The organism is Rhizobium sp. 10PS4, assembly GCF_032464805.1.
Lineage (GTDB): Bacteria > Pseudomonadota > Alphaproteobacteria > Rhizobiales > Rhizobiaceae > Rhizobium > Rhizobium laguerreae.
The window spans coordinates 62,028-87,149 of record NZ_JAWDIW010000018.1 but is presented as its reverse complement, the minus strand read 5'-3'; the positions used below and the strand labels follow the sequence as shown (position 1 = coordinate 87,149).

24 protein-coding genes are annotated in these 25,122 nt (G+C 62.1%); 11 read left to right on the top strand and 13 right to left on the bottom strand.

The window, feature by feature from the left end; all coding sequences use genetic code 11:
- Position 1 precedes the first annotated feature (1 nt).
- Together RWJ89_RS29495 and RWJ89_RS29490 are read right to left on the bottom strand one after the other, a co-directional pair.
- Positions 2-2,359, bottom strand: a complete 2,358-nt coding sequence (locus tag RWJ89_RS29495) for a putative monovalent cation/H+ antiporter subunit A (protein ID WP_168258173.1) — start codon at positions 2,357-2,359, stop codon at positions 2-4.
- A gap of 232 nt (positions 2,360-2,591) precedes the next feature.
- Positions 2,592-2,807: a hypothetical protein gene (locus RWJ89_RS29490; RefSeq protein WP_017959623.1), complete on the bottom strand. Its 216-nt coding sequence runs from the start codon at positions 2,805-2,807 to the stop codon at positions 2,592-2,594.
- A gap of 189 nt (positions 2,808-2,996) precedes the next feature.
- Here RWJ89_RS29490 and msrB point away from each other — a divergent pair, with 189 nt between their 5' ends.
- Positions 2,997-3,410, top strand: a complete 414-nt coding sequence (gene msrB / locus RWJ89_RS29485; protein WP_017959622.1) for a peptide-methionine (R)-S-oxide reductase MsrB — start codon at positions 2,997-2,999, stop codon at positions 3,408-3,410.
- A 131-nt stretch (positions 3,411-3,541) separates the two neighbouring features.
- Here the strand turns inward: msrB and RWJ89_RS29480 are convergent, their stop codons facing one another.
- Entirely contained in the window at positions 3,542-4,051 is a 510-nt protein-coding gene (locus tag RWJ89_RS29480; RefSeq protein WP_017959621.1) for an Hsp20/alpha crystallin family protein, read from the bottom strand.
- A gap of 41 nt (positions 4,052-4,092) precedes the next feature.
- Positions 4,093-4,569, bottom strand: coding sequence for an Hsp20 family protein (locus tag RWJ89_RS29475; RefSeq protein ID WP_027665108.1), 477 nt, complete (start codon positions 4,567-4,569; stop codon positions 4,093-4,095).
- 209 nt (positions 4,570-4,778) lie between these two features.
- Between RWJ89_RS29475 and RWJ89_RS29470 the strand changes: the two genes are divergently transcribed.
- On the top strand, positions 4,779-5,000 hold the full coding sequence (locus RWJ89_RS29470) for a hypothetical protein (protein ID WP_168284829.1): 222 nt from the start codon (positions 4,779-4,781) through the stop codon (positions 4,998-5,000).
- 215 nt (positions 5,001-5,215) lie between these two features.
- Here RWJ89_RS29470 and RWJ89_RS29465 read toward each other — a convergent pair whose 3' ends face one another.
- The 4 genes from RWJ89_RS29465 to RWJ89_RS29450 form a co-directional block, all read right to left on the bottom strand.
- Positions 5,216-5,917: a pentapeptide repeat-containing protein gene (locus RWJ89_RS29465; protein ID WP_316031868.1), complete on the bottom strand. Its 702-nt coding sequence runs from the start codon at positions 5,915-5,917 to the stop codon at positions 5,216-5,218.
- Between the two features lie 151 nt (positions 5,918-6,068).
- Complete coding sequence (locus RWJ89_RS29460) at positions 6,069-6,620, bottom strand: GNAT family N-acetyltransferase (RefSeq protein ID WP_168284830.1); 552 nt, start codon at positions 6,618-6,620, stop codon at positions 6,069-6,071.
- 66 nt (positions 6,621-6,686) lie between these two features.
- Positions 6,687-7,355 carry a PAQR family membrane homeostasis protein TrhA gene (trhA, locus tag RWJ89_RS29455; protein ID WP_027665105.1) on the bottom strand — a complete coding sequence of 223 codons (669 nt, stop codon included), beginning with the start codon at positions 7,353-7,355 and terminating at the stop codon, positions 6,687-6,689.
- Positions 7,356-7,543: 188 nt separating this feature from the next.
- A complete protein-coding gene (locus tag RWJ89_RS29450; RefSeq protein WP_168284831.1) occupies positions 7,544-7,963 on the bottom strand; it encodes a universal stress protein in 420 nt (139 codons plus the stop codon).
- A 191-nt stretch (positions 7,964-8,154) separates the two neighbouring features.
- Here RWJ89_RS29450 and RWJ89_RS29445 point away from each other — a divergent pair, with 191 nt between their 5' ends.
- Positions 8,155-9,120, top strand: a complete 966-nt coding sequence (locus RWJ89_RS29445; RefSeq protein ID WP_221997384.1) for a VOC family protein — start codon at positions 8,155-8,157, stop codon at positions 9,118-9,120.
- A 10-nt stretch (positions 9,121-9,130) separates the two neighbouring features.
- On the opposite strand, the gene RWJ89_RS29440 is transcribed toward RWJ89_RS29445, so the two are convergent.
- Positions 9,131-9,514 (bottom strand): hypothetical protein, encoded by a 384-nt coding sequence (locus tag RWJ89_RS29440; RefSeq protein WP_168284833.1) that lies wholly within the window; start codon positions 9,512-9,514, stop codon positions 9,131-9,133.
- Positions 9,515-9,767: 253 nt separating this feature from the next.
- On the opposite strand from RWJ89_RS29440, the gene RWJ89_RS29435 reads away from it, so the two are divergent.
- Together RWJ89_RS29435 and RWJ89_RS29430 are read left to right on the top strand one after the other, a co-directional pair.
- Positions 9,768-10,934, top strand: a complete 1,167-nt coding sequence (locus RWJ89_RS29435; protein WP_077976010.1) for an AI-2E family transporter — start codon at positions 9,768-9,770, stop codon at positions 10,932-10,934.
- A gap of 18 nt (positions 10,935-10,952) precedes the next feature.
- Complete coding sequence (locus RWJ89_RS29430; RefSeq protein WP_316031867.1) at positions 10,953-12,245, top strand: NAD(P)/FAD-dependent oxidoreductase; 1,293 nt, start codon at positions 10,953-10,955, stop codon at positions 12,243-12,245.
- Between the two features lie 21 nt (positions 12,246-12,266).
- Here RWJ89_RS29430 and RWJ89_RS29425 read toward each other — a convergent pair whose 3' ends face one another.
- A complete protein-coding gene (locus RWJ89_RS29425; RefSeq protein ID WP_316031866.1) occupies positions 12,267-13,106 on the bottom strand; it encodes a polysaccharide deacetylase family protein in 840 nt (279 codons plus the stop codon).
- 101 nt (positions 13,107-13,207) lie between these two features.
- Positions 13,208-13,597 (bottom strand): DUF930 domain-containing protein, encoded by a 390-nt coding sequence (locus RWJ89_RS29420; protein WP_168279817.1) that lies wholly within the window; start codon positions 13,595-13,597, stop codon positions 13,208-13,210.
- Positions 13,598-13,848: 251 nt separating this feature from the next.
- Between RWJ89_RS29420 and RWJ89_RS29415 the strand changes: the two genes are divergently transcribed.
- Together RWJ89_RS29415 and RWJ89_RS29410 are read left to right on the top strand one after the other, a co-directional pair.
- Entirely contained in the window at positions 13,849-15,957 is a 2,109-nt protein-coding gene (locus tag RWJ89_RS29415; RefSeq protein ID WP_168279816.1) for a S9 family peptidase, read from the top strand.
- Positions 15,958-16,009: 52 nt separating this feature from the next.
- Positions 16,010-16,534 carry a DUF1697 domain-containing protein gene (locus RWJ89_RS29410; protein WP_316031865.1) on the top strand — a complete coding sequence of 175 codons (525 nt, stop codon included), beginning with the start codon at positions 16,010-16,012 and terminating at the stop codon, positions 16,532-16,534.
- A gap of 52 nt (positions 16,535-16,586) precedes the next feature.
- Here RWJ89_RS29410 and RWJ89_RS29405 read toward each other — a convergent pair whose 3' ends face one another.
- Positions 16,587-17,216 carry a TetR/AcrR family transcriptional regulator gene (locus RWJ89_RS29405; protein ID WP_077976004.1) on the bottom strand — a complete coding sequence of 210 codons (630 nt, stop codon included), beginning with the start codon at positions 17,214-17,216 and terminating at the stop codon, positions 16,587-16,589.
- 218 nt (positions 17,217-17,434) lie between these two features.
- Between RWJ89_RS29405 and RWJ89_RS29400 the strand changes: the two genes are divergently transcribed.
- Positions 17,435-18,382: a homocysteine S-methyltransferase family protein gene (locus RWJ89_RS29400; protein ID WP_168258166.1), complete on the top strand. Its 948-nt coding sequence runs from the start codon at positions 17,435-17,437 to the stop codon at positions 18,380-18,382.
- A 302-nt stretch (positions 18,383-18,684) separates the two neighbouring features.
- Here RWJ89_RS29400 and RWJ89_RS29395 read toward each other — a convergent pair whose 3' ends face one another.
- Positions 18,685-20,139 (bottom strand): MFS transporter, encoded by a 1,455-nt coding sequence (locus RWJ89_RS29395; RefSeq protein ID WP_316031864.1) that lies wholly within the window; start codon positions 20,137-20,139, stop codon positions 18,685-18,687.
- Positions 20,140-20,388: 249 nt separating this feature from the next.
- Between RWJ89_RS29395 and RWJ89_RS29390 the strand changes: the two genes are divergently transcribed.
- The 3 genes from RWJ89_RS29390 (at position 20,389) to RWJ89_RS29380 (ending at position 24,965) form a co-directional block, all read left to right on the top strand.
- A complete protein-coding gene (locus RWJ89_RS29390) occupies positions 20,389-21,891 on the top strand; it encodes a protein adenylyltransferase SelO (RefSeq protein ID WP_316031863.1) in 1,503 nt (500 codons plus the stop codon).
- Between the two features lie 198 nt (positions 21,892-22,089).
- The gene (locus RWJ89_RS29385) at positions 22,090-24,429 is read left to right on the top strand and encodes a glucose/quinate/shikimate family membrane-bound PQQ-dependent dehydrogenase (RefSeq protein WP_316031862.1); all 2,340 of its coding nucleotides are present in this window, start codon (positions 22,090-22,092) and stop codon (positions 24,427-24,429) included.
- 71 nt (positions 24,430-24,500) lie between these two features.
- Positions 24,501-24,965: an AraC family transcriptional regulator gene (locus tag RWJ89_RS29380; RefSeq protein ID WP_131665890.1), complete on the top strand. Its 465-nt coding sequence runs from the start codon at positions 24,501-24,503 to the stop codon at positions 24,963-24,965.
- The last annotated feature ends 157 nt before the right edge of the window (positions 24,966-25,122 follow it).

The following is a 25,122-nucleotide window of genomic DNA, read 5'->3' as shown; positions in this document are numbered from 1 at the left end:
ATCAGCCCTCCGCCGTGGGATCATTGGCGGCAAGCTTACGCTCGCTGCCGGCGCGAATGCGGATCAGCGCCAGGATGGCAAGGCCGGTGACCGCAACGACGGCGATTTCGCCGAGCGTGTCGGTGCCGCGGAAATCGACGATGATGACGTTGACGACATTGGCGCCGTGGGCGATCGATTTGGAATAGGCGTTGAAGAAGGCCGTCAGCGCGTCGTTGAACGGCGCCTGCGTCGCCCGCATCAGCAGAAGCGTGAAGCCAAGGCCGCAGACAAGCGCCAGCGCACCGTCGAACAGCCGGCCGCCGAGCGGCCGATGATCGGCGGGAGAAAGGCGAAGCCTGGTCATGACCAGGGCAAGGATCACTACCGAAAGGGTTTCGACCATGAACTGGGTGAAGGACAGATCCGGCGCGCCGAACAGCAGGAAGATGATGGCGACGGCGAAACCCTGGATGCCGAGCGAGACGATCGCCGTCAGCCGATCGCGGGCGACGAGCACGGCGGCAAGGCCGAAGGCGGCGATCAGGAAAACCGCCCATTCATAGAGTCTCACATCGGCCGGCCAAGCGGGAAAGCGCGGCAGTTCGCCATAGACGACTAGGGGAATGAGGAGGATGGCGGCGACGCAGAGGAAGGTGCAGGTGACATAGATTTCGAGCCGTCCCGGCTGCAGGACACGTATGACGCGGCTAGAGAAGCGTACAAGGCCCGAAATGGCGACATCAAAGCCATGGTCCGGGCCATGGCCGATCGAACGCAGGAAGACGGCCATCAGGAAACGGGCGCGATCGAGCTGCCAGTAGACGCCGATGCCCAGCAGCACGGTCAGGGCGGAGAGCGCCAAGGGCAGGCCGAGATGCGGCGTCAGCGAAATGTCGATGTCGGCAGGTGTCTGGCGGATGGCCGACGCGATCGGCGAGGACAGGACGGTATGCGTGAAGGTTGAAAAGATCGCAGCGAGCAGGCCGAGGACAGCAAGAACGGCCGGACCGAGCCAGAGCAGAACCGGTGCTTCGTGCGGCGGTTTCGGTGTCTCCACCGGCCGGCCGAGAAAGGGTTTCAGCGCCACCGCGAAAGCGACTGCGAACATCAGCGCATTGCCGAAGACAGCGATCGACGTAAAGGTTACCGCGCGGACATTGCCGCCGATCAGCGCCGTGTAGATCTCTTCCTTGGCGAGGAAGCCGAAGAAGGGCGGCAGGCCGGCCATGGAGAAGGCCGCCGCAAGCGCGATGATCCATGTCAGCGGCATCGCCCGCATCAGGCCGCTGAGCCTGGTGATATCGCGCGTGCCGGCCTCATGATCGATGATGCCGGCGACCATGAAGAGCGCGCCTTTGAAGAGGGAATGCGCCACCAGATAAAGTGCTGCCGCCTCGACTGCATGGTCCGAGCCGAAGCCGATCAGCATGACAAGCAGGCCGAGCGAGGAGACGGTGGTATAGGCGAGCTTGAGCTTCAGGTCGGTCTGGCGGATGGCGAGCGCGGTGCCGACCACCAACGTCAGCCCGCCAAAGAAGGGCAGAAGGATTTCCCAGGCAGGCGTTGCCCCCATGACGGGGTTGAGCCGCATCAGCAGATAGACGCCTGCCTTCACCATCGTCGCCGAATGCAGGTAGGCCGAAACCGGCGTCGGCGCTTCCATGGCGTTCGGCAGCCAGAAATGAAAGGGAAACTGCGCCGACTTGGTGAAGGCGCCGCCCAGGACCAGGATGAGGGCAGCCAGATAGAACGGGCTTTCGCGCACGATATCGCCGGCGCCGATGAGCCGCGACATCTCGGTGACCCCAGAGATGTTCCAGAGCAGCAGCAGGCCGGCCAACAGGCAGAGCCCTCCCCCGCCGGTCACAACAAGCGCCTGCAGGGCGGCGCGGCGAGCCGCCGCACGCTCGTGATCGAAACCGATCAGCAGGAAGGACGTGATCGATGTCAGTTCCCAGAAGACGAAGAGCATCAGGAAACTATCGGAAACGACGACCCCGAGCATCGCGCCCATGAACAGAAAGATGAAGGAGAAGAAGCGGCCCTGATCCTTGTGTCCTTTGAGATAGCCGCCGGCATAAAGCACGATCAGGGTGCCGATGCCGGTGATCAGCAGCGCGAAAGCCAGCGACAGGCCGTCGAGGAACCAGGAGAAGGAGAGATGATAGCTCGGCACCCAGGAATAGCCGCCGGTGACGACCTCGCCTCGCGCGATCTGAGGAATGAACCGCAGGAAATGCAGGAAGGCGAGCAAGGGAGCGATCGCCAGGAGCCAAGCACCACTGGCGCCGAAGATGCGGATGACGAAAGGAGCGACAAGAGCACCGGCGAGTGGCAGACACAGGGCCAGAAATGTCAAAGCCGTGACATCGGCCATGTCTCCTCCTCTACCAAGATATTTCCTTGGATCGGGATCGATCCAACGATGAAATCATGCAGCAATTCAAAGTGCTACAGCATCTTTTGCGCATCTGACAAGACGCGCGGCGCTGTAAAGGCAACGGACAAAAAGCCGGCGAAAACCGGCCTGTCTTCTGACTTAGGCGAAACGAGGCAGTGTCTCAAGCGATTTCGGCCCGTCCTGCGAAGCACGCGATGTTCGAAGCCGATCAGGCCGTCGATCGAGAAAGACGGGTCAGCAGCCGGGCGATACAACCGTGCAGGATGAAGACCAGAAGCGTCAGCGGCCAGAGCAGGCAAGCGAGGAGCCCGGCGAGACGATGAAGCGTCAAGCCGTCATGGTTGGCCCAGCCTTCCAAAAGTGTGACCGCCATGGCTGCCACAGCCACAAGGCCGTAGAGCAGGACGATTGCTGCCTCAAACACCAGTGATTCTCCAATGCACGCAACATTAACCCTAACAGAAAACCCCTAACGGATGTAAAAGCAAGCCTCTTCCCCCAATTGGGTATGCGGCCAATCTCATGGCGCGCCGCGGGAGACTTGATGAAGTGAACGCGGCGCACCACATTTTCTCGCGAAACGGAACCCGCCCCTCGGCGATAGGAGCACCTCATGTCCGAAACTGCGACCACCGCCAAGATCCACAAGACCGACGCCGAATGGAAAGAGCAGCTCACCCCCGAGCAATACCGCATCACGCGCCAGCACGGCACCGAACGCGCCTTCACCGGCCCCTACTGGGATTCGTTCGAGACAGGGCTTTACCGCTGCGTCGGCTGCAACGCGCCACTTTTCCGCTCCGACACGAAATTCGATGCCGGCTGCGGCTGGCCGAGCTATTTCGAAGCGGTGTCGCCCGAAGCGGTGATCGAGCATCGCGACACGACCCACGGCATGGTGCGCACCGAAATCCGCTGCGGCAGCTGCGACGCCCATCTCGGCCACGTTTTTCCGGACGGCCCACCGCCGACCGGCCTGCGCTACTGCATCAACGGCCACTCCATGGTGTTCGAGCCTGGGAAATAGGCCTGAACCTGCGATCGGCATCTGCCGATCCCGCGGCCATGAGGAGACTAAGCGCGACGGAAATTTCCGTGCCACCATGGACGACATGGTAGCGGCGGCCGCCAGGTGGTCGGCCGCCGCCCCCGTTTCGATCAGCTTCTGATGGCGATGCGCCTGACCTGTGACTGCGCCTTTTCGGTTTTGGGCAAGGTGACGGTCAGGACGCCGTTCTTGAAGGTGGCGTCGACCTGATCTTCCTTGACCTCGGTGCCGAGCGGTATGCGTCGCTCGAAGCGGCCATAGTAGCGCTCCGAGAACTGCTTCTCCTTGTCTTCCGTCTCCGAACGCTTTTCACCCTTCAGCGTCAGAACGCCGTCATCGAGAATGACCTCGATGTCCTTTTCCTCAAGGCCGGGGACTTCGGCCGTCACCTTGATATCCTTATCGGTGTCGGAGATCTCGACGCTCGGCCAGCCGGCACCGAAACCGCTGGCGCCCCGCAGTGACGGCAGGCCAGAGCCGAAGCTGCGGAAAGCATCGTCGAACAGCCGGTTGACCTCGCGATGGAGCGACAGGAAAGGATCATGGTCGTCCTCGCGGAGGAGACTCGGAACTTGGTGGCCGTTGTTGCGGCCCCAAGGAATCAAATCACGAACACTCATGGCTTACTCCTTTCTGGTGGTTTTCAGGCATTCCTGACGGCTCAGGCTGCCTGCGTCTCGGCCTCGATCTGCTTGGTCTCGGCCTTCGGCATTGCATTCCCAGTTCCGATCTCGATCTGGCGCGGCTTCATCTCTTCAGGAATTTCACGCTTGAGATCGATAGTCAGCAGACCGTTGACGAGGCCGGCATCCACGACCTTGACGTGGTCGGCCAATTCGAACCGACGCTGGAAGCTTCGACCAGCAATGCCGCGATGCAGGTATTGAACATCTTCGCCGTTCGCCTTCTGCCCTGAGACGACGAGCATGTTCTGCTCTTGGATGATCGCCAGTTCGTCCTGCGAGAAGCCCGCCACCGCCATGGCGATGCGGTATTCGTCCTCGCCGGTTTTGACGATATCGTAAGGCGGCCAGTTGTCGATTGTTTCGGCGCGGCTTGCAGCCTCGAGTGCGTTCAACATCCGCTCGAAGCCAACGCTCGACCGGATCAGGGGAGAGAAATCGAGGTTTGTCCTCATAGCCATATCCTCCTTACAAGCAACATGGATACAGGAGACGCCAAGAGCGACAGGCGTCTCCTGGACCTGTCGATCCCTGCTCGGCGATCGACAATACTGATATAATTCAGCAGTTTACCGTTTCAAGAGGAGAGAATTTCTCAGCGAAAAATTGCTTTCTTCGAAGGCACCACCATATCTGGGCTGAGCTTGAGAGAGGAGAAATGGTTATGACAATGACTTCAAAGGACGTCATCGCCGTCCTCGGGCCCGCCGATGAAACGCTCGTGGCCGAGGTCATCGCGACAGGCGCCACCCAGGCTGAACTCGCCGAGGCATTTGCGTGGGCAAGCAACGACGAAGCCTTGATGGGTGAAGGCCGGCCTCCGCCAACAGGCAGGGTTGCTGCGCTTGTTGATCTGCTGAGTTCGGATGAAGAGGAACCGGAATAGGAAAGGCGGATGACCCGCCTCCCCACCGATCCGTCATGCTATCGTGAGCACCTGAACATTGCCGTGGCGATCCATCACATCGACCCCGACCGGCGAATGGCGAGTTGCGATTGCACTAAATCGAATCCTACAGTCCCCAGCCAATCGTTGCGTGCCCGCCAGCCATTGTTGCCCATAGGGCCTCACCAACCGCTTGTATCGCGCGAAAGCCCCAATCAATCGTGATCGGCAGGGCATGGCCAAGTGGAGGGTGCCGAAAGGCCTGCCGGCAGCTTGGTCGAGGCATCGCCGCAGGCAAGGTCGATCTGCGCCTGTTCGAGCCCGGCGGCGCCCGAGAGGTCGAGGCCTTCGATGCGGGTCAGGAACATGAAGGCGCGCTCGAAGGTCGCCGGGCCTTCGAAGGTGGCCTTGGAGAGATCGGCGCGGGAGAGATTGGCGAAAGAGAATTTCACCCCCGTCAGCACCGCCTTGTCGAAATCGGCGCGGCCGAGTTCAGCCTTTTCGAAGCTCGCGCCGGAGAGCTGGGCGCCGGCGAAATTGGCGCGCTGCAGCTCGGCGCCAGCAAAGGACGCGCCCTCGGCGGCGACATTGGTGAAGCTGGATCGGTAGGCCTCGATCTTGGCGAAATTGGCGCCCTCGGCGTGTGCGCCCTCGAGAGAGGCGCGCACCAGCGTCGCTTTCTCCAGATTGGCGGATTTGACGTTGGCGCCGGCGAGATCGGTCAGCGAAAAATCGGTGCCGACGAGATTGGCGCCTTCGAGATCACTGCCCTGCAGCATTAGGTTTTTCTTGGTGCATTCCTGCCAGTCGAGCTTCGGCTCGGCCAGACTGCTGCAATCGGCGGCCCGTGCGGCAATTGGCGGAAATGCCAGAAGGACGAGGGCAAGGAGACCGAGCGACGATCCGTGCATTGCCATTGAACAGTTCACCCCCATCACGCTTACATGACGCTTTCTGGCCGCCTTTCGCGAAGCAGCCTTCCATTTTCTTACACAGCTCAGACTACAATAAAAAGATGGCGCGCGCCGTTCACAATGGATTGCGGTCCGGCTTTTCCTGGCAGGTGGATCAATCCGCCTTGCCGGGCAGGCGAAGTTCCATGCAGGTGAGGTCCAGCCAGCGGCCGAATTTGGTGCCGACCTCGGAAAATCTGCCGGCGATGCGGAAGCCGAGCTTTTCGTGCAGCCTGATCGAGGCTGCGTTCTCAGCCTCGATACCGGCAATCATCACATGGATATTGCCGGCCGCAGCCCGCGCGATCAGTTCCCGCATCAGGCGCCAGCCGATGCCCGCACCGCGGCAATCCTTGTCGACATAGACGGAATGCTCGACCGTGTGGCGGTAGCCGTCGAAAGGCCGCCAGTCGCCATAGGAGGCATAGCCTGCGACCTTGCCCGACATTTCGGCGACGATGACGGGAAAGCCGCGCGCCTTGCGCGCCCTGAACCATTCCAGCCGGTTTTCGAGATCGACCAGCGTATCGTTCCAGATCGCCGTCGTGTGCTCGACGGCGTGATTGTAGATATCGCGGATGGCGGAAAGATCTGCTTCGGTGGCGTCGCGGAGGAGGATAGCGTCTGTCATGATGCTCGGGTTCATATTATTTGCGAAGGCGGGCATACGCCCCGCCTGCAAAGATGTAAACGGCGGATGCGCACTAGCAACGGCTTCGGGCACGGTCGTCGTTCAGAGGCCCGGCGCCGACAGGCTGAAACAGGTGAAGACGGCCGAATAATGCACCGCCGCGGCGGTGACGACGAAGCCGTGCCAAATGGCGTTCTGGAAGCGCAGCTTCTCCCAGACATGGAAGATGACGCCGAGCGAATAGATGACGCCGCCGATGACGATCAGCAGCATCGACGCGGCTGGAATGCGCGAGGCGACGGGCTCGGCCACCAGCACGCCGCTCCACCCCATGGCGAGATAAAGCAGGATGGCAAGACGGTCGAAACGCCCGGGAAAGACGCATTTCAGGAGAATGCCGACAGCGGCAAACAGCCAGATCGCGACCAGCATGAACAAGAGCAGCGGATCGTCGGCGCCACGTTCGAGGAAGGGCGTATAAGTGGCGGCGATCAGGAGGAAGATCGCCGAATGATCGAAGCGGCGCAGATACCACTTCGTGCGCGAGACCGGCCAGGCGTTGTAGGAAAAGGAAATGGCAAGCGTCAGCACCAGCCCGACGCCATAGATCCAGGCGGCAGCGAGCGCGCCGTAGGAGCTCCAGACCGTGGCGTAGAAGATCAGCACGGTAGCACCGATCAGGGCCAGCACGAGACCGACGCCATGAACGATACCGTCGGCGATCAGTTCGTATCTATCATAAGCCCAGCGAATGCCGTTGAACTCGCCCATGCGCGCCCAATCCGTTTCATACTCCGATTGCAATCGTCGCATCGAACGGACGGGCGCGCAACTGCGGCAAAGCGCATAGGTAGTAAATCTTCGTGACAGGCAGCAGGGCACCCCGCCCTGCCTTCGACAGCGAGCGGAAAGGCCTATCGCGGCTGGCGCGCAACTGAGAAAATGCAGTTGCGCAAGAATCAGACCTTCTGCCGGTCGACCAGCACCGAGCATTTGGCATGGCGCACGACCCGGTCGGCGGTGGCGCCGATGAAGTAGTTGGAAAAGTCGGGAACGTGCGAGGCGACGATAATCAGGTCGGCGCCGTGGCTTTCGGCGGCCGAGATGATCGCTTTGGCGGGCGGGCCGTTGCGGATCTCGACAGTTGCCGCAACACCGGCTGCGGCGAGCAGCGCTTCCAGCTGCCCGCGGCTATCCCTCATGACGTCCTCGACCATATTGGCCGGCAGTTCGATCGCGACATAACTCGGCACATCCTCGACGACATTGAGCGCGATGATCTCGCCGCCTGCGTCGAGCAGAGACGCGGCCTTGCGAAGGATTTTTTCTCCCTTGTCGATGCCGCCGAGCGCGATCGCTACGATGATCTTCCTGTACATGGCTTCCCTCCATGACTGAGATATAACGTTTTCCTCTAATGGAGATATGGGCGCATTGATCGCAATCAAGTGGGCGCAAGTCATCGTCAACATCTGCTCAACGCTTCATCCTCAAAAACGGGTCTTCTGTGAACAATTGGAATGCGCCATATAGGGATCAAGTACGGCGGCCGAGGGGAGATCAGCGGCGAATGAACCGGCGAAACTTCCTCGGGCTTGCCACGGGCGGCATGTTTGCCGCCACCGCCGGTACGCCTTCTATCCTACGGGCCAATTCAGAGGCAGGAGAACAAGCCATGACGACCGATACTTCCTATGCGCTGACACGGCCCGCCTATATCGACCGGTCGCATCTGGTCGTGACCGACCTCGGTCTGGTTTCCGGCTTCTACCAATCGATGCTCGGCCTGAAGGTGATCGAGAAGACGGCGAGCGGCGAAGTGCTGGGTGTCGGCGACCTGCCCTTGCTAACGCTGACGACCGCAAAGAATGCGACCATCGCGCCGCGCAATGCCGCCGGCCTTTTCCACACCGCCTTCCTGATGCCGGACCGGACGGAGCTCGCACGCTGGCTGCGCCATGCGGCACAGAATAACGTCGCGCTCGACGGCGCCTCGGACCATCTCGTCAGCGAGGCGATCTATCTTTCCGATCCCGAAGGCAACGGCATCGAGATCTATGCCGACCGGCCGCACGAACAATGGAAATTCCATGAGGACGGCATGGTGGAGATGGCGACGATGCGCCTCGACCTGCAGGCGCTCTACAACAGCGCGCCTGATGAGCGCTGGGACGGCATGGCTGCGGGGACGGCGATCGGCCACCTGCATCTGCAGGTCGGCGACATCCCGCAGGCCGACGCCTTCTACCGCGACGTCCTCGGCCTCAAGCTGATGGCGCGCTATCCGGGCGCGAGCTTCTTTGCGAGCGGCGGCTACCACCACCATCTCGGCGCCAATATCTGGAACAGCCGCGGCGCCACGGCACGCGCCGGCAACATGACCGGGCTTTCGGACTACACGGTCCGTTTCAACGACAAGGCCACGCTTGAGGTGGCGGTCTCCAAACTGGATTATCTCGAGATCAAAAGCGAGAAGCGCGACGGCGGCGTCTTCCTGAAAGATCCGTGGGGCATCGGCCTAACGCTGTCGGCTTGATCCGAAGACGCTATCGGACCTTTTCGGCCCCCGATGGTGTCGTCACCTGCGTCGGCCCACCACCATTTCCGCTCGGCGATAGTGAACGGTCCACAGCTTCCGGAGGCCTTGCTGGGCCGGAGGCAGGATCGTCGTTGAAGGTGCCGGGGCCGGATGGTTGCGCATTGATCGGATCCGGCTTCGTCGAGGCCGTTGTCGTCGGGTCGTTGTTGCTGGGATTGGGCCAAATCGCGACACTCACGCCAGCAATGATGAGGACTGCCGCTCCGGCCCAGATGACCGTCCGACTCCACCACCGGCGCTGTTCGGCAGCCGTCAGCGTCGCCTCGTCTGCATAAGGTGGATCGGCCGTATAGGTCTTGACGGCTTTTGTCTGATCGGGATCTTCAATCATGGCCTTCACTCCTTCTCGGGTCGAACGCCTGCGACTGTGACGTTGTTCCGGCGGGACAGCTCAAATTCTACGCTGTTGCCGATGACGGTGGCGGCGCCTTTTCGCTGGCGAATTCACGCTCGCCAAGCCGCCGGAAGGTCTGCTCGCCTCAACAACGGGTTGCGCAGCCGCGACGCCATCGCGCCCTCACGGAACCGGAACCGCATCGGCGCGTTTCCGTCACGAAGCATTGGGGCTTCGGGGACCTCACCGCATGGGCATCGCCAATGGCATCCGCAAACAAGCAAAGAAGATCGCCATCGGCGAGCGCCACACCAGCGCCTGGGCACAGTCGCTGAAGGAGGCGGCGGAAGAGTTGCCACCGCCCCCGCTGCACCGGCTGGAAAAGGACGGGCTCGATGTCAGCATGGCCTGGGCAATTATCGGCATCTTCGGCATTCTCTTCCTTGCCGCCGTCTACCTGATGTCGCTGATCCTCATTCCAATCACGCTTGCGGTCGTCGTCGGCATGATCCTCGGCATGGCGGCGGAAAAGCTCAGCAAGATGGGCGTGCCGCGGCTAGCCAATGCCTTCATCCTTTCAAGCAGCGTGGCGCTGGTGATCTTCCTGTTGATCAACTCACTCGCCGACCCGCTAATGACGCTTGCCAATGAAGGCCCCGCCTTCGCCGAGCGAACCATCAACCGCATCATGCCTTATCTGGAGCGCATCACATGGCTGCATATCACGCCGGCGACATTCGAAAGCGGGTCGATGTCGATCGGTGCGCTGCTGGAAAACACTGGCAACGTGCTGCACGTGGTGACAAGTAGCCTGACGCCGGCGCTGGTGCAGGGACTGATCTTCTTTGCGGCGCTGCTGTTTTTCCTCGCTGGTCGGGTCAACCTGCGCAAGACGATCATCATGACCTTCCGCACCCGCACGCAGCGCCTGGCGGCCATCCGCGTCATCAATGCCGTCGAGCAGGTACTCGGATTTTATTTCGCAACGGCCTCGCTGATCTATGTCGGGCTCGGCGTCGTCATGACCGTCATCGCCTATGCCGGCGGGCTGTCGGCCCCGGTGCTCTGGGGCTTCTTTGCCTTCCTGTCGAGCTTCATCCCTTATCTCGGCATCACGCTGATGACGCTTGCTGTCGCCATCGCCGGCATCCTGACTCATGATGGCATCCTCATCGGCCTAATGCCGGCCGCAGCCTTCTTCACAGTGCATCTCCTCATGGAGAACCTGATCTTCCCCGCAGTGATGGGACGGCGGCTGGAAATCAATCCCTTCGTCGTCTTCATCGCCATCCTGTTCTGGACATGGATGTGGGGCGCCGTCGGCGCCATGCTGGCGCTGCCGCTCTCGCTGATCGTCATGACTGTCATCGACGAACTGCTGATCGAGGAAAAGCCGCAGCCGCAATTGCCGAAATGATCAACCGGGGGAACGTCCGTGGCATCTGATCTCGATCTTACCGAATCCGATCACGACCAGATGGTGAGCGGCCGTTCTCTCTGGGGGAAGAGCGGCATACGGCCGGAATGGCGGCCGATCGAGCAGAGCTTTTCCACCGACGTCGCGGTAGTCGGCGGCGGCATCACCGGTGCCCTGGTTGCCGAACATTTGACGGCGCGCGGTTTTTCCGTTGCGGTCATCGACCGGGAGGAGCCCGGCTTTGGCAGCACCGCGGCGAGTACGGCGATGCTGCAATGGGAAATCGACAGCACGCTCAGCGAACTCGAGGATTATTACGGCTTCGAGCGCGCGGCCGGCATCTACCGCCGCAGTGGTGCTGCGGTCGCCGGCCTTTCCAAGCTCATCGCCGCAAACGGCATCGCCTGCGGCTTCCGGCCGCGCAACACACTCTATCTCGCCGCCAACTGCGAAGGCGCGCGCAACCTCAGGGAGGAGCGCCAGCTTCGCCGCCGGGCCGGCCTGCCCGGCGTCTATCTCGAACATCCCGATCTCTTCACACAGTTCGAGCTCGACCGGGATGGTGCGATCTATTCGCCGGGTTCGGCGGAGGCCGATCCGCTGCTTCTGACCTGGGCCTTGATCGAGATGGCGGTGCGGCGCGGCGCGCTGCTGGTCAACGCTTCCGTGACCACGCTTCACAGCGAAGGCGATCATGTCACGGCAGTGACCGATGGAGGCCACGTCATCGAGGCGCGGCATGTCGTGCTGGCGACCGGCTATTCGATGCCGGGTCTCGAGATGCCGAAGCTGCACCGCTCGAGTTCTAGCTGGGCGTTCGCCACCGTGCTGCAAGACCCGGCAAATTTCTGGCGCGACAGGGCGCTGATCTGGGAGGACAGCCATCCCTATCTCTACATGCGCACGACGGCGGACAATCGCATCGTCGCCGGCGGCGAGGACGACGAGACCATCGATGCCGAGGTACGGGATCGGAAGCTGCCGGCCAAGACCAAGGCAATCCAGGAGAAGATGAAGCGGCTGTGGCCGAAGGCGGATGCGCGGGTGGAACACGCCTGGTGCGGCACTTTCGGCGAGACGGCCGACGGTCTGCCGCTGATCGGCCCGGTGCCGGAGATACCGCATGTGTTCGCTGCCTATGGCTACGGCGGCAACGGCATTACATTTTCCTATCTCGCCGCGCAGATGATCGGCGCCATGCTCGCAGGCATGCATCGCGACTGGTTCGAGGATTTCGCGCTCGACCGCGACGGACCGGGTTCCAGAACGCTGCATGAGCGCTTTCGACCGCCGGAGATAGCGCTGCGTTAAACGAAAAAGCGCTTCTGGCCGTTACTCCGTCGTCTTGTCGTCACCAGTGTCCTCGACATCCCCGAGGCGGACGAATTGTGTACCCTTGACCTTGAGATCGACCAGTGCCTTGGCTACCCCTTCGCCGGCCGCATGGGTCGGCTGGTTGATGTGGGAGATGACGACGTCGCCGTCCTTGGCTGAGGCGATGCGCTTTTCGGTGATGCCAGCCCCGAGCAGCGAGCCGCCGTCGCCATTCACCGAATAACCGGCGATGTGATAGCCCATGGCACGGATCTCACCGATGGCGGAAAGATCATATTCGGCGGTCGAGCCGCGGAACCAGCGCGGCGCCGGGATGCCGGCTGCGACCATGGCGGCGGCACCGCCTTCGACTTCCTGCCGCACCGCCTGCGGCGAGCCGGCGGACGCGATGCCATAGATCAACGTCGGCCTGTCGACGGTCGGAATATGGTTCTGACCGTGGTTTTCGAGTTCGAAGAGATCGGGGTTTTGCAGGAACACGGCAAGTGCTGCTGGATTGCGCTTCAGCCAGCGGGCGGTGACGAAGATCGTTGCCGGGATGCGTTCGCGTACCAGAGTCGAAAGGATGCGCTCGTCCGCCTGGCCCATGCAGGCATCGAAGGTCAGCGCAATGCGGGCATGGCCCGCGATATTGGAACGGGCGATATGCAGATGCGGCTCGACGAGTTTTAGAGACGGCGCCTTCGGGGCCGGACTGATTACAGCCGGGACCGGACTGACTGCAGCCGGAACCGTACTGACTACGGCCGAAGCGGGTAGCGCTGACCGGATTTCGTCCGCGAATGCAGCGGAGATGCTGACCAGAAGGAACGCCGAAACGAGCAGGATGCGGTTCATATATTGGGTTTCTATGATTCGAACCGCCGACTTTAGCGGCGGCCCTCCCCCGGCGCCATGCGGCCGGATGTCACCGCAGCCGCTTGGACGGACAGGCCGTATCAATCATAGAGATAATACTTGTTCCACTTCTCGCGCGGCACCTTCTCGCCGATCTCGTAATTGAGCTCGCGCACGTTGATATGCTGCGGACCGGTGATGCAATTGTAGGACAGATGGTACCAGTCGCCCTTGCTGCGGAAGACGGCACCCGGCGCCTCCAGCGAATTATCGCCGGGGATCGGCTCCTTGAAGGTGTAGGCGATCACCTTGTCGGGCTTGAAGCCGGTGCTGTCCTTATTGATGCGGCTCATCGCCTCGGTGTCGCAGCTCTGTTCCAGACGGGTCGAGGGATCGAGTTTTTCCAGCTGCTTCTTGATGGCGGGATCGACGGCAAAGGCGGGGGCAGCAAGGCTTGCGAGGGATAGAAACAGGACCAGACGTTTCGGCATTGCGGAAAAAATCCCTTACTGTTCTGCAATTTTTGCCCTACCCCCGACAGCTTGCCGGGAGCCTGGCACGTGCAAATTCACTGAGATAGCGGACTTTCTTAAATATTGTGGTGACATCAAGGCAAGGTGGCTTGGGTGTCCTCCTTGTCTGTGGAAGGGCACCTCTACCCTTGGCGCAGCCTTGCCGCTTGATCCGGGACCAGTGCACCTCTATCTCTTGCCAACCCGTCATTCCGACCCGGAGCCAATCCTTGTCCGCTTTCAAGAGCCTGCCGACCCCGCCTGCCGCACCGAAGAAGCCGATCTCCAATACGCGCCACGGCATCACCCGCACGGACGACTATGCCTGGCTGCGCGCCGACAACTGGCAGGCGATGTTCAAGGATCCATCGATCCTCGACCCTGAGATCCGCCGCCATCTCGAAGCCGAAAACGCCTATATGAACGCGGCGATGGAGGACACCAAGCCGCTTCAGAAGGTGCTGTTTGCCGAAATGCGCGGCCGCATCAAGGAAGACGACAGCTCGGTGCCGATGAAAGACGGGGCCTATGCCTACGGCACCTTCTACGTCACCGGCGGCGAACAGCCGCGCTTTTTCCGCATCGCCCGCGACGGCAACGTCGCTGACGAGACGATCCGCGCGGTGCTGCTCGACGGCGACAAGGAGGCATCAGGCAAGGCCTATTTCCGCCTCGCCGGCCTCGACCATTCGAGCGACCACAGCCGCGGCATCTGGGGTTACGACGACAAGGGTTCGGAATTCTTCACGCTGCAGGTGCGCGACCTCCAGACCGGGCAAGACCTTACCGACCGGATCGAAAATACCGGCGGCGGCGGCGTCTGGGCGCCCGATGGCAAGAGCTTCTTCTATTCGGCGCTCGACGAGAATCATCGGCCCTCGAAGGTGTTCCACCACATTCTCGGCCAGCCGCAGTCGGAAGACCGGCTGGTCTATGAGGAAGCGGATGCCGGCTTCTTCATGGGCGTCGGCGGCTCACTGCTTGACGATTTCATCTATATCGACATTCACGACCACGAGACCAGCGAATACCGCCTGCTGTCGACCGCGGATCTGACGGCCGAGCCGAAGCTGGTGGCGGCGCGCGAGGAAGGCATCGAATATTCGCTGACCGAGGGCGGCGACGTCTTCTACATCCTGACGAATGACGGCGACGCCAAGGATTTCAAGATCATGGAAGCGCCGGTTGATAAGCCCGGCAAGGAAAACTGGCGCGAGGTCGTGCCGCATAAGCCCGGCACGCTCATCATCAGCCACATGGCCTATGCCCGCCACCTCCTGTGGCTGGAGCGCAAGGACGGCCTGCCGCAGATCATGATCCGCGATCGGGCGACCGGCGAGGAACATGCGATCGCCTTTGCCGAGGAAGCCTATTCGCTGGGGCTGCAGGGTGCGGCGGAATATGACACGGATATCATCCGCTTCTCCTATTCCTCTATGACGACGCCGTCGCAGCTCTACGACTACAACATGGTGACGCGAGAGCGCACGCTGTTGAAGACGCAGGAAGTGCCGTCCGGCCACAATCCCGACGACTACATCACCCGCCGCGTCTTTGCCCCGGCATGGGACGGCGAGAAGGTGCCGGTCACCCTTCTCTATCGCAAAGATACCCCACTCGACGGCAGCGCCCCCTGCCTGCTCTACGGCTATGGCGCCTACGGCATCACCATTCCGGCCGGATTCAACACCAATTGCCTGTCGCTCGCCGACCGCGGCTTCGTCTATGCGATTGCCCATATCCGCGGCGGCAAGGACAAGGGATTTTCCTGGTACGAAGACGGCAAGATGGACAAGAAGACGAATACCTTCAAGGACTTCGTCGCAGCGGCCGATTATCTGAATCAACAGAAGTTCACCTCTTACGCGAAGATCATCGCCGAGGGCGGATCGGCCGGCGGTATGCTGATGGGTGCGGTTGCCAACATGGCGCCGGAGAAGTTCGCCGGCCTCATCGCCGCCGTCCCCTTCGTCGACGTGCTCAACACCATGCTCGACGACACTCTGCCGCTCACCCCGCCGGAATGGCCGGAATGGGGCAACCCGATCGACAGCAAGGAAGAATACGAGCAAATCGCATCCTACTCGCCCTATGACAATGTCGACGCGAAAGCCTACCCGCCGATCCTGGCGCTCGGCGGCCTGACGGACCCGCGCGTCACCTATTGGGAGCCTGCCAAATGGGTGGCGAAGCTGCGCGACAAGACGACCGGAGATGCGCCGATCCTGCTCAAGACCAACATGGACGCCGGCCACGGCGGTGCCTCCGGCCGCTTCCAGCGGCTGGAAGAGATCGCGTTCGAGTATGCGTTTGCGATCAAGGTGGCGGAGAAGATGTGAAGGTTAGACGGCGTGGGGCGTGCTGCGTGACAAAAGGTCAAGGGAGAGAGAAATGCCCGTCTATATCGCCCTCCTTCGCGCAGTGAATGTCGGCGGCACCGGCTCGCTGCCGATGGCCGAACTGAAGGCGATCTGCGAAGACCTGGGCTTTTCCGACGTCAAGACCTACATCCAGAGCGGCAACGTGCTTTTCCGCGCGGATGAAGCGGAAAAGGCGGTGGAGGAGCGGCTCGACGAGGCAATCGGCAAGAAGCTCGGAAAGCGGCCAGGCGTGATGGTGCGCAGCCGCAAGGAACTCGACGGCGTAGTCGACGACGCACCCTTTCCCGATGCCAAGCCGAACTTCCTGCTCGTGTACTTCCTGCCCGAAAAGCCGCCCGGCGATGCGCTGGAAAAGATGGTGGCGCCCGACGGCGAGGAGGCCAAGCTCGCCGGCAGGGAAATCTATGTACACTATCCCAATGGTTCCGGCCGCTCGAAGCTGAAGCTGCCGGCGCTGAAACCCGGAACGTCGCGCAATCTCAACACCGTACGCAAGCTCGCGGAGATGGCGGCGGCGTTGGAGGACGGGGACTGAGGATGTCAGCGCAATTCCAGCAAAGCCGTTTCGCACTTTTGCTGGAGTTGCTTTAGGCCCTCGGCATTTCCACTACCGGCAGGAAGAGCATTTTCACGAAGGTGCGGAGCATCAGCACCTGCTCGGCCAGCGTGTTCGGCTCCTTCAGCGTCTTCGACAAAACGATGCCGCCTTCCAGGACGGAGGACACCATGTCGGCGAGCTGGTCGACGTCGACGGGTTCGCGCGGCGGATAGACTTCCATGATCTCGCGGAGCATGCGGCCGAAGCGCCGCCGCCAGGCAAGCACCGCATTCCGGTTGGTCTCTTGGATCTCCCGGTCGAACAGCCGCTCGTAATAGCAGACGGTCGCCACCAGGCAGCCGGGATGTCCGTTCGGCAGGTCGGAGAGCAATTCGGAAAGCAGCTTCAGGCCGAGCAGGAAGGATTGCAGCGGATCGCCGGTCAGATCGCGCGCGCGGCCGAAGATCTCATCATAGATGCGCTCGTCATTATCGATGTAGCGGTTGAGCAGCGCCTTGGCGAGCTCGTTCTTGTCCCTGAAGTGATAGAAGAAGCCGCTCTTGGTGATGCCGGTCTCGGCGATCAGCTCCTCGATGGAAGTGCCGCCGAAACCCTTCTGCAAGACTGCCGCTTCCGCCACATCGAGGATGCGCGTCCGCGTTTCCTCGCCCTTTCGCATGTCCCCTCCTGTACCGGCGGTACAGTTTTCAGTGTTGCATGATCAGATCTGCCTCCGCCCCCGGCAAGATCGGTCGAAGCAAGCGATTGAATTCAATCGGCAAAACCCAAAACCGCTTGGAGTATACCGCAAGTCGCCTAGTTTGGCAGCCAATTAAGCGCCAGAACATCATTCATCGACGGCAGCCAATCGGGTGTCGCGAGGGAGAGGCTTCAACAATGGCAAAGTACAGAAACGGGTTGCCGCAGCTCAAAGGCGGCACATTCATTACCGATGGCGGCATGGAAACGACGATGATCTTCCAGGAAGGGATAGAACTTCCGCATTTCGCTGCCTTCATATTGCTGGCTTCCGAAGACGGGCGGCAGCGGATGCGGAATTACTATCGCCGTTATCTCGATGTCGCCCGGCGGCACGGCACGGGCTTCGTGCTCGACACCGCCACATGGCGGGCCAATCCGGACTGGGGGCAGAAGCTCGGCTATACCACCGAAGCCCTGAAAGCAGTCAACGAGGAAGCCGTCGACCTGCTCGTCGGCTTGCGCAGCGACTATGAGCGGCCGGAGCAGCCGGTCGTCATCAGCGGCGCCATCGGCCCGCGCGGCGACGGCTACAAGGCGGGCATCATGGATGCCGCCGAAGCGGAAGACTACCACGCTTTCCAGATCGGGGCTTTCGCCGGCACGGAAGCCGACATGGTGAGCGCCTTCACGCTGACCAATATCGACGAGGCGATCGGGGTGGCGCGGGCGGCACAGGCGCTCGGCATGCCCTCGGCCATCTCCTTCACGCTGGAGACGGATGGCCGGTTGGTGACGGGCCGCAGCCTTCAGGAGGCCATCGAGACGACCGATGCGATGACCGGCGGGGCGCCGGCCTATTACATGATCAATTGCGCCCACCCGACGCATTTCGAAACGGCGCTCGATCACGGAAGCGCCTGGGTGAAACGTATATCCGGCATCCGCGCCAATGCCTCGACCATGAGCCATGAGCAGCTCGACAATAGCGAGACGCTGGATGCCGGCGATCCCGAAGATCTCGGCCGCCGCTACCGCAAGCTCATCGACCGCATGCCAGCGCTCAGTGTGCTCGGCGGCTGCTGCGGCACCGACCACCGCCATGTCGCGGCGATCTGCGAGGCATGCCTGCCGCAAGCGGCATGACGACCTGAGAGGGAGGAGACGTTGTATCCGGCTAGGGTATGCCTTGTGTGCCCCCCTCTGCCCTGCCGGGCATCTCCCCCACAGGTGGGGAGATTGGCTGGGTGCACTGGCTTCCCCAAACAATGAGCATCCAGCACGGCGAGACGGTAGATGGGCAGGAAGTTCAAGCCACTTGTGATCTCCCCACCTGTGGGGGAGATGCCCGGCAGGGCAGAGGGGGGGCTGGCACGGCACAAAGCTCAGAGAGAGAAATGACGGTGGGTGCCACCAGCTCTTTGCCGATCGACGGCACAAAGCCGACGTCAGCCTTTGGCGACGGCGCCTTTCGTCTGTTTGGCCTTGTAGCCGGTGATCTCCTCGCCGGCGGTCGGCGAGAAGCGCAGGTTCCAGAAGGTGGCAGTGATCGAGATGATGGTGACGACGATGAAAGCGGCGGAGAAATCGCCGAGGGCCGGCGTCTCAGTGCCCGACAAGGCCATGGAGCCGTGCAGCGCCAAGGCGCCGATGCAGATGCCGAGCGACAGCATGAGCTGCTGGAAGGTGGTGTAGAAGCTGGTGGCCGAGCTCATCCGCTCCTTGCTGATCTCGTCATAGGCAATGGTGTTATAGGCGGTGAACTGGAACGACAGGAAGAAGGCGCTGAGCACCAGGACGACGAAGATCAGCGGCATCGGCCAGTCCGGCCGGAAGGCGGCACAGAGGCCATAGCCGATCGTACCGAGGATGCCGTTGAGGATGAGGCTCCTGCGGAAGCCCAGCCGGCGGAAGACAAACTTCGCCATCGGCTTCATGGCGAGAGCGCCAAGCGCGGTCGCGATGATGATCTGGCCGGCCGCCGCCGCAGACAGGCCGAAGCCGATCTGGAAGAGCAGCGGCAGCAGGAAGGGCTGCGCCCCTTGCGTGATGCGGGTCAGCGAACCGGCAATGACTGATGTGCCGAAGCTCGGCACCTTCATCAGCGAGAAATCCATGATCGGCGACGGATGCTTGCGGGCATGTCTGAGATAGCCGATGCCGAAAAGCAGGCCGATGGCGATCAGGAAGATCGAAAACGCGCCCTCGCCTTCATGGCTCGACATTTCGAAGCCGAAGAGCAGCGAGCCAAGCGCGATACCGGAGAGAATGAAGCCGATCGTATCGAAGGGACCACTTGCCTTACCCTTCACCTCTTCGATGTAGATCGACACGAAGATCATGCCGATGACGCCGATCGGCACGTTGATATAAAAGATCCAGCGCCAGTCGAGATAGGTGACGATGAAGCCGCCGAGCGGCGGGCCGACGATCGGGCCGATCAGCGCCGGCACGAGCAGCCAGGACATGGCGCTGACCATATCCTTGCGGTCGACGCTGCGCATCAGCACCAGGCGCCCGACCGGCATCATCATCGCGCCGCCGATACCCTGCAGCAGCCGCGCCAGCACCAGGAAGGACAGCGTCGGCGCCAGGGCGCAGAGGATGGAGCCGACGACGAAAACGGCGATGGCCGAGCGGAAAACGGTGCGGGAGCCGAAACTGTCGGCCATCCGGCCGCTTGCCGGAATGAAGATCGCAAGGCTCAGGAGATAGGAGGTCAGGGCGATCGACATGGCCGGAGCGCCGACGCCGAAATCGCGTGCCATAGTGGGCAGCGCGGTCGCAAGCACGGTCGCATCGATGTTTTCCATCAGCATCGCACTCGCGACAATCATTGCGATCACCCGGAAATTGGGCGCGGCGCGCCGAACCATCGGCGCTTGGTAAATCTGATCCGACATCGTCCGGGATCACTCGCGGTGGCGCGGCGGAGCACACAAGGCAGCAAGGCCGCGGGGGATGACATGGCGCAAAGCCAAGGGGAGACGATTTGCTATACGCCCGCGATCATCGCGGCGCTATGTCGTTTATGGCAAAGCTGCTTTGACGAGAGGTAAAGGCAGATCACAATTCCTTGCACGGGTCTGTTCTTCGTGAAGGTCTTCATACCCCGGCTTGTGCGGCAGGCATCCTAGCCCTACCTATGAACCATGACCTCCGCCCTGCAGAAAAACCGGCCCGGTGCGGCCTTTCCGTTCGACAACAGCTATGTCGGCTTGCCCCCACGCTTCTTTGCGGCGCAAGCGCCGACCGCGGTGGCGGAGCCCTGGCTGATCAAGCTCAACGAGCCGCTCGCTGCCGAACTCGGGCTCGACGTCGAGGCCTTGCGCCGCGATGGCGCGGCGATCTTCTCCGGCAATCTCGTTCCCGAAGGGGCCGAACCGCTGGCGATGGCCTATGCCGGGCATCAGTTCGGCGGCTTCTCGCCGCAGCTCGGCGACGGGCGGGCGATCCTGCTCGGCGAGGTCGTTGACCGCAGCGGCAAGCGCTACGACATCCAGCTGAAGGGCGCAGGACCGACACCGTTTTCGCGCCGCGGCGACGGGCGGGCGGCAGTCGGGCCGGTTTTGCGGGAATATATCATCAGCGAGGCGATGTTTGCGCTCGGCATTCCGGCCACACGGGCGCTGGCGGCGGTGACGACAGGCGAGCCGGTCTATCGCGAAGAGGTGCTGCCTGGCGCGGTCTTCACCCGCGTCGCGGCCAGCCATATCCGCGTCGGCACCTTCCAGTACTTCGCGGCCAGGGGCGACACCGACGGCGTGCGGGCTCTGGCCGATTATGTGATCGACCGGCACTATCCGGCATTGAAAGAGGCCGAGAACCCCTATCTCGCGCTGTTCGAAGCGGTCTCAGACCGCCAGGCGGCGCTGATTGCCCGCTGGCTGCATGTCGGCTTCATCCATGGCGTGATGAACACCGATAATATGACCGTCTCCGGCGAGACGATCGATTTCGGCCCCTGCGCCTTTATGGACGCTTACGATCCGGCGACCGTCTTTTCGTCGATCGACCAGCACGGGCGTTACGCCTATGCCAACCAGCCCGCCATCGGCCAATGGAACCTCGCAAGGCTCGGCGAAACGCTGCTGCCGCTGATCGACGCCGAGCCTGACAGCGCGGTCGACAAGGCGAATGTCGTGATAAAGAGTTACGGCAAACGGTTCCAGGCGCATTGGCTGGCCGGCATGCGCGAAAAGATCGGCCTTGCCGGCGAAGAGGACGGCGATCTCGACCTGGTGCAGGCGCTGCTGACGCTGATGCAGGCGCAGGGTGCCGATTTCACCCTGACCTTCCGGCGGCTGTCGGATCTTGCCGGCGATGACGCCGCAGAGCCTGAATTTGCAGTGGGTTTCCGCGAGCCGGATGCCGGCGGCGCCTGGCTTGCGCAGTGGCGCGAGAGGCTGTCACGCGATCCGCAGACGGCGGCGGAGCGCGCCGTCGCCATGCGCCGCGTCAATCCGGCCTTCATTCCGCGCAATCACCGGGTCGAACAGGCGATCGAAGCTGCCGTCGAGAACGGCGATTTTTCGCTGTTCGAGGCGCTGCTGAGCGTGCTTTCGAAACCCTATGAGGACCAGCCGGGCTTTGCCGCCTATAGGGAACCGCCGAAGCCCAGCGAACGGGTGCTTGCTACCTTCTGCGGAACGTGACGGGCGCTTCGATCGATTTCGGTGCGGGCAGCTGCGCCACAGCGATCCGCTTCCATTCGGCCCAGCGCCCCGTTCGACGCATCCGCACCCTGCGGCAATTGTGGCCGTTGAAAGGCATCTGCTTCGCGCTATCTGGCTGATCGGCGGGACTTTTCCGCCGATCCCTCAGCCCGGCTAACCTCAGCGGGAGACTGCCTTATGGCGATCATCGTCACCTCCATCTTCTTCATCATCATCGGACTCACACTCGGCGGCGGCGGCCTCTGGCTCGTCACGCTCGGCGGCAGCGTCTTCTATCTATTCGCCGGGCTGATGTTCCTGATCACCGCCGGGCTGCTGTTGATGCGCAAGGCGGTGGCGCTCTGGGTCTATGCGGTGCTCGTCGTCGCAGCACTTGCCTGGGCGATTTGGGAGGTCGGCTTCGACTGGTGGCAGCTCGGCCCGCGCGGCGGCATGATTATCCTGCTCGGGCTCTGGCTGCTGACGCCATGGATCCGCCGGCCGCTCGGCCTGCGCAGTCCGACGGGCATCACCTATGCCGCGAACCCCTGGCCGCTCGCCGTGCCTGTCATTCTCGCCATCCTGGTCGCCCTTTATTCGATGACGACAGACCCGCATGATCTTGCCGGCGACCTGCCGAAGGATCAGGTCACCGCCAACCCCGCCGTCGGCGGCAGCGTGCCGGATGGCGAATGGCATCAATACGGCCGCACGCCATTCGGCCAGCGCTACTCGCCACTGGACCAGATCACCGCCGAAAACGTCTCCACCCTCAAGGAAGCGTGGCGATACCAGACCGGCGACGTCAAGCGGCCGGACGATGTCGGCGAGACGACCTATCAGGTGACGCCGCTCAAGGTGAAGGACACGCTCTATCTCTGCACGCCGCACAACTGGGCGATCGCGCTCGACGCCAAGACCGGCAAGGAGAAATGGAAATACGACTCCAACTCCGGCATGAACCCCGACCGGCAGCATCAGACCTGCCGCGGCGTCACCTATTATGCCGATCCAACTGTCGCCGCCGGCCAGCCCTGCGCCGAGCGTGTCTACCTGCCGACCTCGGATGCCCGGCTGATCGCGCTCGATGCGGCAGACGGAAAGGTCTGCACCAGCTTTGCCGACCAGGGCGTGCTGCATCTGGAAACCGGCATGCGCTACAATCCGGCCGGCTATTATTATTCTACGTCGCCGCCGGTCGCGGTGGCGGGCAAGATCATCGTCGGCGGGGCGGTGAACGACAATTATTCGACCGAGGAACAATCCGGCGTCATCCGCGCCTTCGACATCAACACCGGCGCGCTGGTCTGGAACTGGGATTCGGGCAATCCCGACGTGACGACGCCGATCACCGAGGGCCAGACCTATACGACCAACTCGCCGAACAGCTGGTCGGTTTTCAGCGTCGACGAGGCACTCGGCATGGTCTACATCCCGCTCGGCAACCAGGTGCCCGACCAGATCGGCATCAATCGCAGCGAGAATGTCGAGAAATTCTCGTCTTCGATCGTCGCGCTCGATATCGCCACCGGCCAGCTGCGCTGGGTGCGCCAGACGGTGCATCACGATCTCTGGGACATGGATGTCCCGGCCCAGCCGGCGCTGATCGACCTGACCAAGCAGGACGGCACGACCGTTCCCGCCCTCGTCGGCCCGACCAAGCAGGGCGATATCTATGTGCTCGACCGGCGCAGCGGCGAGCCGATCATCCCGGTCAAGGAAATACCAGCGCCAGGCGGCGCGGTCTCGGGCGATCATACCGCGCCGACACAGCCGATCTCGGACCTCACCTTCTCGCCCGAGCCTCTCCAGGAAAAGGACATGTGGGGCGTGTCGCTGTTTGATCAGATGGCCTGCCGCATCGACTTCCACCGCTACCACTATGAGGGCCGCTATACGCCGCCTTCGCTTAAAGGGACGATCGTCTATCCCGGCAATTTCGGCACCTTCAACTGGGGCTCGGTGGCGGTCGACCCGGAGCGGCAGATCATGTTCGGCATGCCGACCTATCTCGCCTTCACCTCGCGGCTGGTGCCGGCCGCCGATATTCCGCCGAGAGGCCAGGACGAGAAGGGCAGCGAACAGGGGCTGAACCGTAATGACGGCGCGCCCTACGGCGTCTTCATGGGTCCCTTCCTCGGACTGCTGCAGATCCCCTGCCAGGCGCCGCCATGGGGTTATGTCGCGGGCGTCGACCTGCGCACCGGCAAGATCGCCTATATGCACAAGAACGGCACCGTGCGCGACATGACGCCATTGCCCCTGCCCTTCAAGGTCGGCGTGCCCGGCATCGGCGGGCCGATGCTGACCAAGGGCGGCGTCGCTTTTCTCGGTGCTGCGGTCGATAACTACCTGCGCGCCTACGACGTGACCAACGGACGAGAGATCTGGAAGGCGCGGCTTCCGGCCGGCGGCCAGGCGACGCCAATGACCTATACGACCGATGACAACAAGCAATATGTCGTCATGGTCGCCGGCGGCCACGGCTCGGTCGGCACCAAGCCCGGCGATTATGTGATCGCCTATACGTTGCCGTGACGTGAAGCTTCCCGCAAGCTCTGCGCAGGTTTGCCGCGCCATTCTCTCCCCGTTTTTCGGGGAGAGTTTTTATGGAAATTTCCAGTAATATTCGCAACTATTACGGCATCGGCGGCCTTTTCGATCAGCCGGCCAAATCCAAGAATCAGCAGACGGCGGATTTCACGAAAACGGCCTCCAATGCCGCGCCCGGCCTCGAACCGAGCAGCACGCCGCCGTCGATCGCCAATACCATGTGGGCCCTTCAAAGCGCTGAAGGCCCTTATATCAACCCGCCTTCCGAGGAAGAAGTGGCGGCAAGGGCGGCGCATAATTCCCTGGTCGACGAATTCTCCAAATGGGGAAACATGACGCCGGCGGAATACATCCGGGCCCGCTACCTCGAGCAGCACGATCTGTCCGAAGCCGATCTGGCCGCCATGCCGGCCGACCAGCGCGCCGCGATCGAGAAGGAAATCGCCGACCAGATCAAGCGCGAGATGGCCGGCATCGAGGATGACGGCACCGAGACGGTGGACGACGTACCGGCTGCTTGAGCTGGAGCATTTCGAATTGCCCGCATTTGAGAAAGACCCCTCCCCAACCCCTCCCCACAAGGGGGAGGGGCTGCCGTGTGGCGCCCGTTGCATTTCATTCCTGACGGTGCAGCGTGTGGCAGCGTATTTTGGTGGCAGGATCTCGCCTCAGGTTAAT

Bases quoted from the DNA above. Each gene is read 5' to 3' on its own strand.
- RWJ89_RS29475 (WP_027665108.1), bottom strand. From the start codon at position 4,569: ATGAGGACAAACCTCGATTTCTCTCCCCTGATCCGGTCGAGCGTTGGC.
- RWJ89_RS29390 (WP_316031863.1), top strand. From the start codon at position 20,389: ATGACCTCCGCCCTGCAGAAAAACCGGCCCGGTGCGGCCTTTCCGTTC.
- RWJ89_RS29410 (WP_316031865.1), top strand. From the start codon at position 16,010: ATGCCCGTCTATATCGCCCTCCTTCGCGCAGTGAATGTCGGCGGCACC.
- RWJ89_RS29460 (WP_168284830.1), bottom strand. From the start codon at position 6,620: ATGCCCGCCTTCGCAAATAATATGAACCCGAGCATCATGACAGACGCT.
- RWJ89_RS29480 (WP_017959621.1), bottom strand. From the start codon at position 4,051: ATGAGTGTTCGTGATTTGATTCCTTGGGGCCGCAACAACGGCCACCAA.
- RWJ89_RS29450 (WP_168284831.1), bottom strand. From the start codon at position 7,963: ATGTACAGGAAGATCATCGTAGCGATCGCGCTCGGCGGCATCGACAAG.
- RWJ89_RS29380 (WP_131665890.1), top strand. From the start codon at position 24,501: ATGGAAATTTCCAGTAATATTCGCAACTATTACGGCATCGGCGGCCTT.
- RWJ89_RS29400 (WP_168258166.1), top strand. From the start codon at position 17,435: ATGGCAAAGTACAGAAACGGGTTGCCGCAGCTCAAAGGCGGCACATTC.
- RWJ89_RS29405 (WP_077976004.1), bottom strand. From the start codon at position 17,216: ATGCGAAAGGGCGAGGAAACGCGGACGCGCATCCTCGATGTGGCGGAA.
- RWJ89_RS29445 (WP_221997384.1), top strand. From the start codon at position 8,155: ATGAACCGGCGAAACTTCCTCGGGCTTGCCACGGGCGGCATGTTTGCC.
- trhA (WP_027665105.1), bottom strand. From the start codon at position 7,355: ATGGGCGAGTTCAACGGCATTCGCTGGGCTTATGATAGATACGAACTG.
- RWJ89_RS29470 (WP_168284829.1), top strand. From the start codon at position 4,779: ATGACAATGACTTCAAAGGACGTCATCGCCGTCCTCGGGCCCGCCGAT.
- RWJ89_RS29495 (WP_168258173.1), bottom strand. From the start codon at position 2,359: ATGGCCGATGTCACGGCTTTGACATTTCTGGCCCTGTGTCTGCCACTC.
- msrB (WP_017959622.1), top strand. From the start codon at position 2,997: ATGTCCGAAACTGCGACCACCGCCAAGATCCACAAGACCGACGCCGAA.
- RWJ89_RS29385 (WP_316031862.1), top strand. From the start codon at position 22,090: ATGGCGATCATCGTCACCTCCATCTTCTTCATCATCATCGGACTCACA.
- RWJ89_RS29435 (WP_077976010.1), top strand. From the start codon at position 9,768: ATGGGCATCGCCAATGGCATCCGCAAACAAGCAAAGAAGATCGCCATC.
- RWJ89_RS29465 (WP_316031868.1), bottom strand. From the start codon at position 5,917: ATGGCAATGCACGGATCGTCGCTCGGTCTCCTTGCCCTCGTCCTTCTG.
- RWJ89_RS29425 (WP_316031866.1), bottom strand. From the start codon at position 13,106: ATGAACCGCATCCTGCTCGTTTCGGCGTTCCTTCTGGTCAGCATCTCC.
- RWJ89_RS29420 (WP_168279817.1), bottom strand. From the start codon at position 13,597: ATGCCGAAACGTCTGGTCCTGTTTCTATCCCTCGCAAGCCTTGCTGCC.
- RWJ89_RS29395 (WP_316031864.1), bottom strand. From the start codon at position 20,139: ATGTCGGATCAGATTTACCAAGCGCCGATGGTTCGGCGCGCCGCGCCC.
- RWJ89_RS29440 (WP_168284833.1), bottom strand. From the start codon at position 9,514: ATGATTGAAGATCCCGATCAGACAAAAGCCGTCAAGACCTATACGGCC.